Raw genomic sequence first — 9,405 nt, 5'->3', positions numbered from 1 at the left:
GGGCTCAGGCCCCGAGGACCGGAACGGGTCGCCGCCGCTGCTGTCGAGGTACTCCGGGCCGCCCGGGCCGCCGGGAGGGAGGTTGGTGGACACGAGAAACCCCCGTCTGTGACGTGTCGTCGCGGGCGAGCGCCCGCTCGGGCGGCAGCCTACCGGGCGCGGTGGCCGGGGTGGTGCTCGTCGAGATGCTGCCCGGGCGCGTGGTCGTGGGGATGCCGACGCCCCACCGAGAGGCCGAAGAAGACCAGGGTGAGGGCCACCAGGCCGCCGGCCGGCATCGAGATCCACGGCGTACGCCGGGAGACCGTCAGCGCGCCGGGCAGGTGGGTGCCGTCCTTGGCGGTGAGCGCGAGCCGGGCCGGGTCGTCCGGTCCGAGCGCCGCGCCGACGCGGAGCATCAGCCAGGTGCCCAGCACGGATCCGGCCACGACCGCGAGGAGGGTGAGCAGCGGCACCCGGTCGAGGAACAGGGCGACCGCGGCGCCCGCGAGGAGCCCCGAGACCGTCGCGACCACCACGAACCAGCCGGTGCCGGAGAACTGGCCCCGGAGACCGGCCTCGTCCTCGGCCAGCCACCGGTGGCCGGAGACCACGCCCATCGGCGGGGTCCACAGCCACTCCCACACGACCCCGGCCAGGGCGCCCACGGCGGCGAAGACGAGCACGCCGAGGACGAGCTGGACCAGCCCGGGACGCAGGGATGATCGGTGCCCCGGATGGCTCACCCCGTCAGGCACCCGGGCCCCAGGAGCTGCTTGAGGTCGGCGAACAGCGCCGGGCTCGGGGTGACCCGCAGGCGGTCGTCGAGGCGCATGACCATGGTCTGCTCACGGGTCAAGAGTCGCAGCCGCACCTCGGTCATGCCGGGGTGGGTGCCGAGAACGTCCTTGAGCTGCTCGACCACCGGTGGGGTGCAGCGCGTCGACGGAAGGCTGATCACGACCGGGCCCGAGGGGCCGTCGGACAGGTCGGGGACCGTGACCTCCTGGCCGTGGATCTCCGGCTGGTCCTTCTGCCGGGAGAGCCGGCCCTTGACCGTGATGATCGCGTCCTCGACGAGGTAGGGGCCGGCCAGCTGGTAGGCGCTGGGGAACAGCAGCACGTCGATGGCACCGTCGAGGTCCTCGACGGTGATCATCGCCCAGGCGTCACCGCGCTTGGTGATCTTGCGCTGCACCGTGGTCACCAGTCCGGTGATGGTGACCGGCGAGCCGTCCTGGCGGTCCTCGTCGAGCATCAGCTGGCCGATGGTGCAGTCGCTGCTGTTGGCGAGCACGTGCTCGAGCCCGAGCAGCGGGTGGTCGGAGACGTAGAGGCCGAGCATCTCGCGCTCGCGACCGAGCAGGGTCATCTTGTCCCACTCCTCGACGTCGGGCAGCGCGATGCTGACGTCGAAGACCACGTCGTCGGCGCCGGATCCGCCGAAGAGGGAGTCCTGGCCCTCGTCCTCGCGCTTGAGGCCGACGTAGCGGTCCACCGCCTCCTCGTGCTTGAGGTGCAGGGCGCGCCGGCGGTGCTTCATGTCGTCGAACGCGCCGGCGAGGATCAGCGACTCGAAGACCCGCTTGTTGCACACGTGGGCGGGGACCTTGGACAAGAAGTCGTTGAAGTCCTCGTAGCGGCCCTTCTCCTCGCGGGCGGCGACGATGCCGTCGACGACGTTGCTGCCGACGTTGCGGATCGCGGTCAGGCCGAAGCGGATGTCCCGTCCGACCGGGGTGAAGTTGTGGGCGGACTCGTTGACGTCGGGCGGGAGCACCTGGATCTTCATCCGGCGGCACTCGTTGAGGTAGATCGCCATCTTGTCCTTGTCGTCCCGGGCGGACGTCAGGAGCGCGGCCATGTACTCGGCCGGGTAGTTGGCCTTGAGGTAGGCGGTCCAGTAGGTGATGACGCCGTACGCCGCGGAGTGCGACTTGTTGAACGCGTAGTCCGAGAACGGCAGCAGGATCGCCCAGAGCGTGTCGATCGCGTCCTGCGGGAAGCCGCGCTCGAGCATCCCGGACTGGAACCCGGCGTACTGCTTGTCGAGCTCCGCCTTCTTCTTCTTGCCCATCGCGCGGCGCAGGTTGTCCGCGGCGCCCAGCGTGAAGCCCGCCAGGACCTGGGCGATCGCCATCACCTGCTCCTGGTAGACGATCAGGCCGTAGGTCTCCCCGAGCACCGGCTCGAGCGCCTCCGCGAGGGCCGGGTGGATGGGCTCGATCGGCTCGCGGCCGTTCTTGCGGCGGGCGTACTTGTTGTGGGAGTCGGCGCCCATCGGGCCGGGCCGGTAGAGCGCGCTGACGGCGGTGATGTCGGCGAACTGGTCGGGCTGCATCGACCGGAGCAGCGCCCGCATGCCGCCACCATCGAGCTGGAAGACGCCCAACGTGTCGCCGCGCCCCATCAGCTCGTAGGTCGCCCGGTCGTCGAAGGGGAGCTCCTCCAAGACGATCGACTCGCCGCGGTTGGCCTCGATGTTGGCGACCGCGTCCTCGAGGATGTGCAGATTGGACAGGCCCAGGAAGTCCATCTTGACCAGCCCGAGCGACTCGCACATGGGGTAGTCGAACTGGGTGATGATCGCGCCGTCCTGCGGGCGGGCCATGATCGGGACGATGTCGATCAGGGGCTCGCTGGACATGATCACGCCGGCTGCGTGGACGCCCCAGTTGCGGATCTGGCCCTCGAGCCCGACGGCGGTCTCGTAGATGCGGCGTACGTCGGTGTCGGAGTCGTGCAGCGAGCGGAACTCGCCGCCCTCGCCGTAGCGCTTGTGCGCCGGGTCGAAGATGTCCTTGAGCGCGACGCCCTTGCCCATCACGTCGGCCGGCAGCGCCTTGGTGATCCGGTCGGAGATCGCGAAGCCGAAGTCGAGCACGCGGGCGGCGTCCTTGATCGCGGCCTTGGCCTTGAGCCGTCCGAAGGTGGCGATCTGCGCGACCCGGTCGGCGCCGTACTTGTCGGTGACGTACTTGATCACCTCGCCGCGCCGGTGGTCGTCGAAGTCGATGTCGAAGTCGGGCATCGAGGGCCGCTCGGGGTTGAGGAAGCGCTCGAAGAACAGGCCGTGCTCGAGGGGGCACAGGTCGGTGATGCTCAGCGCGTACGCCGCGATCGAGCCCGCGCCCGAACCGCGGCCGGGTCCGACGCGGATGCCGTTGCGCTTGGACCACTGGATGAAGTCGGCGACGACGAGGTAGTAGCCGCAGTAGCCCTTCTGGGAGATGACCGCGAGCTCCATCTCCACGCGGTCCTTGACGTCCTGGGTGAGTCGCTCGCCGGGGTAGCGGGCCTCGATGCCGCGCCAGACCTCCTTGCGGAACCAGCTCTCCTCGGTCTCCCCCGCCGGCACGTCGGCGCGGGCCATGTAGCCGCCGGTGGACTCGACGAACTCCACCTCGCAGCGCTCGGCGATCGCGAGGGTGTTGTCGCAGGCGGCGACGAGGTCGTGGTGCGCCCACAGCTCGCGCATCTCGGCGGGGGACTTGATGTAGTAGCCGCCACCGTCGAACTTGAGCCGGTTGGTGTCCGAGAGCCGCTTGCCGGAGGCGACACAGATCAAGGCGTCGTGGGCGTCGGCGTCCTCGGGGTTGTTGTAGTGGGAGTCGTTGGTGGCCAGCGGGGGGATGCCGAGCTCGCGGCCCAGGCGCAGCAGGTCGTCGCGGACCCGCTTCTCGATGGAGATGCCGTGGTCCATGAGCTCGAGGAAGACGCTGTCGCGCCCGAAGATGTCCTGCAGCTCGCCGGCCTCGCGCACCGCCTCGTCCCACTGCCCCAGGCGCAACCGGGTCTGGATGGCGCCGCTGGGGCAGCCCGTGCTGACGATGAGCCCCTTGCTGTGCTGCTGGAGGATCTCCTTGTCCATCCGGGGCTTGTAGAAGTACCCCTCGAGGCTGGAGAGCGACGAGAGCCGGAACAGGTTGTGCATGCCCTCGGTGTTCTCGGCCCACATCGTCATGTGGGTGTAGGCGCCGCCGCCCGCGACGTCGTCGCCGCCCTCCTCGGCCACGTCGCCCTTGCCCCAGCGCACCCGCCGGCGCTCGCCGCGCTTGGTGCCGGGGGTGAGGTAGGCCTCGATGCCGATGATCGGCTTGACGCCGTACTTGCGGGCCTTGGAGTAGAAGTCGAAGGCGCCGTGCAGGTTGCCGTGGTCGGTCATCGCGATCGCGGGCATCCCCAGGTCGACCACCCGGGTGAACAGCCCGTCGAGCAGCGAGGCGCCGTCGAGCATGGAGTACTCGGTGTGGACGTGGAGGTGGACGAAGGAGTCCGAAGCACCTGGAGCCATCGTCGCGAGCCACTCCTTGAACGTCGTGCGGGCATGCCTGACAGAGCCGCGAACCGGTCGTCGGCGCCGTAGGGGGAAGAACGCCAGACTACGCGACCGCAGGCCCCGATGGTGGCACCCGCCGCCGACAGCGGGCTCAGCTGTTCGGGGCCGCGTCCAAGCTCTCGGTGATGATCGTGTGCACGATGCGCGCGAGCCGGTCCGCCCCGAGCTCCGGCGCCCGGCGCGCCATGGCCTCGGCGATCTCCCGCTCCCGCGCCGGGTCGCGGGCGGGGTCGGACTTGTGCGGTTGGACGGCCCGGGTCAGGGCCGCCCGGCGCGCCAGCAGGTCGCCGAGCTGCGCGTCGACCTCGTCGATGAGCCCCCGGAAGAACGCGAGCGGGTCGGAGCCCGGCCAGGCCATCCGGATGTCCGGCGCCTGCTCCTCGTTGCCCGAGCCGTCGGTGCGCTCGAGCTCGACGAGCCCCCGCCGGGCGTAGAAGCGCCGGGCGGGCTCGTTGGCCTCGAACACCCACAGGCAGAAGCCCTCGGGGCGCCGGGCCTTGACGACCTCGAGCAGCGCGGACCCCACGCCCGCGGCCGCCCGGTCGGGCAGCACGTAGAGGTCGTCGAGCCAGGCGCCGGCGAGCCGCGCGTAGCCGACGACGCGCTCGTCCTGGTCGGCGACCCACACCTCGTCCTCGCGCAGGCGCTCGGCGAGCCAGTGGCGGACCTCGTCGTCGTCGTGGACCGGGGGCGGCATCGCCGCCGCGGACCGACTGGCGAGGTGCACCGCGGCGACGGCCGGGGCGTCGGCCTCGGTCGCCGGGCGCAGCAGCAGGGTCCCGGCCTTCGCACGCTCAGGCCGCGGCATCTCATCAGTGGGCGTCACGGATCACCTCGAGCGCGTGCGCGAGGTCCTCCGGGTACTCCGACTCGTACTCGACGTAGTCCCCGGTCTCGGGGTGCTCGAAGCCGAGGCGTACGGCGTGCAGCCACTGCCGCTCGAGCCCCACGCGGCGCGCCAGGCTGGGGTCCGCGCCGTACGTCAGGTCGCCGACGCAGGGGTGCTTGAGGGCCGCCATGTGCACCCGGATCTGGTGCGTGCGCCCGGTCTCGAGATGGATCTCCAGCAGGCTCGCGAAGCGGTGGGCCTCGAGGGTCTGGTAGTGGGTGACGCTGTGCCGGCCGTCGGCCATCACCGCGAACTTGTAGTCGGCCTTGGGATGCCGCCCGATCGGTGCGTCGACGGTGCCCTCGAGCGGGTCGGGGTGCCCCTGCACCAGGGCGTGGTAGACCTTGTCGACCGTCCGGTGCCGGAAGGCGTTCTTGAGCACGGAGTAGGCGTGCTCGGACTTGCAGATCACCATCACGCCCGACGTCCCTACGTCGAGCCGCTGCACGATGCCCTGCCGCTCGGACGCCCCGCTGGTGGAGATCCGGAAGCCGGCTCCGGCCAGGTGCCCGACGACCGTGGGACCCGACCAGCCGGGCGACGGGTGCACGGCGACGCCCACCGGCTTGTCGATCACGACGATCGCGTCGTCGTCGTGGATGATCTTGATGCCTTCGACGACCTCGGGCACGACCGCCAACGGGTCGACCTCGACGGGGATCGTGACCTCCACGCTCGCGCCCGGCAGCACCCGGTCGCTCTTGCCGACCGGGTGGCCGTCGACGAGCACGTGACCGGCGGCGATCAGGTCGGCGCCCCGCGTCCGCGAGAGCCCGAACATCCGTGCCAGCGCGGCATCCACGCGCTCGCCCGCGAGGCCTTCGGGCACCGACAGCACGCGGTGCTCGGCCCCGCGGCTCACTCGGCGGCCTCGTGGTCGCGCGGCGCCCGGGACCCGTCGAGACGGCGGCCGCGGTAGACCTGCACCAGGATCAGCGCGGCGGCGACGTCGATGCAGATGTCGGCGACGTTGAAGACCGGCCAGTGCGGCAGCACGAAGAAGTCGATGACGTGGCCGCGCAGCGGACCCGGCGTGCGCAGGAGGCGGTCGGTGAGGTTGCCGGCGACGCCGGCGAGCAGCAGTCCCAAGGAGACCGCCCAGCCGACGGACCCGATCCGGCGGGAGAGGTAGAGCAGCACCAGCACGGCGATGATCGCGACGACGCTGAGGACCTCGGTGTAGGCGGTGCCCGTGCTGAACGCCGCGCCCGGGTTGCGCACGAGGTGGAGCTGGAAGAGGTCACCGACGATCTGGACGTCGGGGCGCCCGGTCAGCCGGTCGACGGCCACGATCTTGGAGACGACGTCGACGGCGTACGCCGTGAGCGCCACCGCCGCGAACAGTGCCAGCAGGCGGCGGTTGCTCGACCTGGACGGGACGGGACCGGACGGTGCCGGATCGGTCTGGTCGCCGGTCAGCGGCGTTCCTCGCGCTGCTTGCATGTCATGCACAGTGTCGCACGGGGGAACGCCATCAGCCGCATCTTGCCGATGGGGTTGCCGCAGGACTCGCAGACGCCGTAGGTGCCGTCGTCGATGCGGGCCAGGGCCCGCTCGATCTGCGCGAGCTTGTCCCGCTCGCTGTTGAGCACGGTGAGCTCGTGGTCGCGCTCGAAGCTCGTGGCACCCAGGTCGGCCTGGTCCTGGCCCGCGCCGTCGCCGGAGTCACGCATCAGTCCGTTGAGCTCGTTCTCCTGGGCTTCGATGACCCGTTGGCTGTGCTCGCGCTGCTCGTGCAGCTCGTCGAGGACCTCGCGCAGCTCCTCCTTCGTCCAGGCGGCCTCGCCCTCCTGGACGACCAGCGAGCTCACCGGCGCCTTCTTGGCAGGGGCCGCCTTCTTGACAGGGGCCGCCTTCTTGGCGGGGGCCGTCTTCTTGGCGGGGGCCGTCTTCTTCGCGGGGGCCGTCTTCTTGGCCGGCGCAGCCTTCGTCACAGGGGAAGCCTTCTTGGCGGGGGCGGTCTTCTTCGCGGGGGCGGTCTTCTTCGCGGGCGCGGTCTTCTTCGCGGGCGCGGTCTTCTTCGCGGGCGCGGCCTTCTTGGCGGGCGCGGCCTTCTTGGCGGGCGCGGCCTTCTTGGCGGGCGCGGCCTTCTTGGCCGGCGCGGCCTTCTTGGCCGGCGCGGCCTTCTTGGCCGGCGCGGCCTTCTTGGCGGGCGCGGCCTTCTTCGCGGGCGCGGCCTTCTTCGCGGGCGCGGCCTTCTTGGCCGGCGCGGCCTTCTTCGCGGGCGCGGCCTTCTTCGCGGGCGCGGCCTTCTTCGCGGGCGCGGCAGCGGTCTTCGTGGCGGGGCGGCGCGTGATCACCTTGCGGGCGGCAGAGGCCGCCTGCCCAGCGAGCGACTTCCTCGTGGTGCGTGCCATGGTCGGGCCTCCTCAGGCCTCGGCGCCTGCGGCTGGATCCACAGGTGTGCGTGGAGGGTAGCCGGTGACCCCCAACGCCTCCAATCCGGCACACCGCACGATCCGAGAACCGTTCGGCGGCCCCTCGGCCACCGCAGGGCCCCGCACGACGGCGGCGGCCGGCCCCTCGGGAGGGACCGGCCGCCGCCGATGCGTGATGGTGCAGACGCTCAGGCGTCGTCCTCACCCAGGATGGAGCGCAGGCGCTTGGGCGCGCGCGCCTCGTCACCCGACGAGATCGGGGTGTCGCTGGGGCCGCTGAGCGCCTCGAGCTGCTGGGTGAAGTAGCTCTTGAGGCGAGAGCGGTACTCGCGCTCGAACGAGCGCAGGTTCTCCACCTCGCCGTTGAGCTTGTCGCGCTCCTTCTCCAGGTCGCCGAACATCTGGCGACGCCGCTCGGCGGTCTCGGAGTCGAGCATCTGGGCACGGGTCCGGGCGTCGGACTCCATCCGGTCGGCCTTGGTCTTGGCCTCGGACTCGAGGCGCTCGGCCTTGGTGCGGGCCTCGCCCACGATCTTGTCGGCCTCGTTCTTGGCGTCCTCGACCAGCTCGTCGGCGTTGCGCGTCGCGATCTCGAGCAGGCGGGCCGCGGCGTTGGAGGCCTCCGGAACGGTCTCGACCCGGATCGTCTCGACCGGGCTCGCGGCGACGACCGGAGCGACCGGCGTCACGGGCGCGGGCGCGGGGACCGGCTCGGGCTCGGGAGCGCGCTCCTCGACCCGCGGCTGAGGAGCCGTCTCGGTCGCGCCTCCGGAGCTCTGCGCGGCGGCCAGCTTGGAGCGGAGGTCGTCGTTCTCCTTCGTGAGTCTCGCCAGCTCGGCCTCCACCTCGTCGAGGAACTGGTCGACCTCACCCATGTCGTAGCCCTCGCGGAGCCGGACGGGAGTAAAGCGCTTGTTGCTCACGTCCTCAGGCGTCAGCGGCATGACCTCACCCATTCATTGATCGTCAAAGTTACTGTCGGTCGAACAATAGCGTCTGTGGCTGCAGCAGGATCATCACCACCGCCGATTGACCAGTGTGCACCCGATCAGCTCAGGAGGAGCTGATCGTTGAGCTGGAGCAGGACGTAGGCCCCGATCATCACGATCAGGAAGCTCAGGTCCAGCGAGATGCTCCCGATCCGCAGCGGCGGGATCACCCGGCGCAGCGCCTTGATCGGTGGGTCCGTCGCCGAGTAGACCGCCTCCAGGAGCACCAGCAGCACTCCACGAGGGACCCACGACCGCGCGAAGATCTGCACCCAGTCCACGACGAACCGGACCCAGAGCAGCGCGATGAAGACCCACAGGACGACGTGGATCGTGAGACCGACTGCTTGCAAGTTGTGTGTCCTAGCTCTGGTTGAAGAAGCCGCCCTCGACGATGCGCTGCTTGTCCTCGGCGGCGACCGAGACGTTCGGCGGCGAGAGCAGGAACACCTTGTTGGTGACGCGCTCGATGGTGCCACGGGTCGCAAAGACGAGACCGGCGGCGAAGTCCACCAGGCGCTTGGCGTCGGCGTCGTCCATCTCCGAGAGGTTCATGATCACCGGCACGCCGTCGCGGAAGTTCTCACCCACGGTGCGCGCCTCGTTGTAGGTGCGGGGGTGCAGCGTGGTTATGCGGGAGAGCTCGGCGACGACGCCAGGTGCGCTCACAGCGGTCGGACGTCGGCGCTCGGCCAGGTCGGCCACGGGCGCCGGGCGACTCTCTCGCAGCACCGGGGCCGACTGGCCCACGGCCGTGCGTTCGTAGAGGTCGTCCTCGAGCTCGTCGTCGTAGCGCCCGGTGTCCTCGAGCAAGCCGAGGTACTCGCCGAT

The 9,405-nt window shown here is 70.7% G+C and carries 9 protein-coding genes; all 9 read right to left on the bottom strand.

Going from position 1 to position 9,405, the window contains the following annotated elements; genetic code table 11:
- Positions 1 to 149: 149 nt before the first annotated feature.
- The 9 genes from VGD85_RS08285 to VGD85_RS08245 all read right to left on the bottom strand — a co-directional run bounded on the left by VGD85_RS08285 (position 150) and on the right by VGD85_RS08245 (position 9,405).
- Positions 150 to 725: a hypothetical protein gene (locus VGD85_RS08285; RefSeq protein ID WP_331062980.1), complete on the bottom strand. Its 576-nt coding sequence runs from the start codon at positions 723 to 725 to the stop codon at positions 150 to 152.
- Positions 722 to 4,273, bottom strand: a complete 3,552-nt coding sequence (dnaE, locus tag VGD85_RS08280; RefSeq protein ID WP_331062979.1) for a DNA polymerase III subunit alpha — start codon at positions 4,271 to 4,273, stop codon at positions 722 to 724. Before dnaE ends, VGD85_RS08285 begins: the two co-directional genes overlap by 4 nt.
- Before the next feature lie 136 nt (positions 4,274 to 4,409).
- Entirely contained in the window at positions 4,410 to 5,126 is a 717-nt protein-coding gene (locus tag VGD85_RS08275; RefSeq protein WP_331062978.1) for a GNAT family N-acetyltransferase, read from the bottom strand.
- A gap of 4 nt (positions 5,127 to 5,130) precedes the next feature.
- On the bottom strand, positions 5,131 to 6,069 hold the full coding sequence (locus VGD85_RS08270; protein WP_331062977.1) for an RluA family pseudouridine synthase: 939 nt from the start codon (positions 6,067 to 6,069) through the stop codon (positions 5,131 to 5,133).
- A complete protein-coding gene (lspA, locus tag VGD85_RS08265; RefSeq protein ID WP_331062976.1) occupies positions 6,066 to 6,650 on the bottom strand; it encodes a signal peptidase II in 585 nt (194 codons plus the stop codon). Before lspA ends, VGD85_RS08270 begins: the two co-directional genes overlap by 4 nt.
- Entirely contained in the window at positions 6,623 to 7,564 is a 942-nt protein-coding gene (locus VGD85_RS08260) for a TraR/DksA family transcriptional regulator (protein WP_331062975.1), read from the bottom strand. Before VGD85_RS08260 ends, lspA begins: the two co-directional genes overlap by 28 nt.
- Positions 7,565 to 7,773: 209 nt before the next feature.
- Entirely contained in the window at positions 7,774 to 8,541 is a 768-nt protein-coding gene (locus VGD85_RS08255; protein WP_331062974.1) for a DivIVA domain-containing protein, read from the bottom strand.
- 92 nt (positions 8,542 to 8,633) lie between these two features.
- Positions 8,634 to 8,927 carry a YggT family protein gene (locus VGD85_RS08250; protein ID WP_331062973.1) on the bottom strand — a complete coding sequence of 98 codons (294 nt, stop codon included), beginning with the start codon at positions 8,925 to 8,927 and terminating at the stop codon, positions 8,634 to 8,636.
- A gap of 10 nt (positions 8,928 to 8,937) precedes the next feature.
- On the bottom strand, positions 8,938 to 9,405 hold the full coding sequence (locus VGD85_RS08245; RefSeq protein ID WP_331062972.1) for a cell division protein SepF: 468 nt from the start codon (positions 9,403 to 9,405) through the stop codon (positions 8,938 to 8,940).

It is taken from the genome of Nocardioides sp. (assembly GCF_036401255.1).
In the GTDB taxonomy this organism is placed as follows: domain Bacteria; phylum Actinomycetota; class Actinomycetes; order Propionibacteriales; family Nocardioidaceae; genus Nocardioides.
This window is presented reverse-complemented; position numbering and strand designations above follow the sequence as displayed.